At 33.3% G+C, this 508-nt stretch carries 1 protein-coding gene; it reads left to right on the top strand.

Features of this window, described 5'->3' with window-relative positions:
* On the top strand, positions 1 to 267 hold a 267-nt coding region (locus tag D8837_RS09650), incomplete at its 5' end, for a DUF5960 family protein (RefSeq protein WP_125456883.1).
* Positions 268 to 508: the final 241 nt, after the last annotated feature.

Here is a 508-nt window from a genome sequence, read left to right as displayed (position 1 = left end):
GATAAATTGCAGCTAGATTATTTTTCTGATTCTTATTTACGGTTTGAGTCAGATTTTTACAAGTATTCTGCTTTAGACATACCATTAACATTTATCACTGATGATATTCTACGTACAATGGCTATGTCTCAAAAACATTATTTTAAACTTAACAAAAGTAAATCTTTAGACAATCGTGATCATTACTTTGTTTTTTCTATCAAGATGAACAAAGATAGTAGTGGGATTAGGCAGTATGAATATCAGAGACATTGTTTTAATTTGTAAGAGTCCGACAGGGCTCTTTTTTCTGTGATAATTTTATCAAAAAGTATTTGTTATACTTTTTTTAATTTAGATTTATCTTGGGGGTTTGGGGGCGTGCCACCACATTTTCATATCGTTTGTTTTTTAAACCGTGAGGTTTGAAATGGCAGGCGATATGATTTTTGGGATATTGTGGACACAATATCTGAGCTCGCAAAGACCGAACAAGAAGCGAGTGAGGTCTTTAGGAAGCGTACTGACA

It is taken from the genome of Streptococcus mitis (assembly GCF_003942965.1).
Taxonomy (GTDB): domain Bacteria; phylum Bacillota; class Bacilli; order Lactobacillales; family Streptococcaceae; genus Streptococcus; species Streptococcus mitis_BH.
The sequence above is the reverse complement of the archived record's forward strand: the minus strand, read 5'-3'. Positions and strand labels throughout refer to the sequence as shown.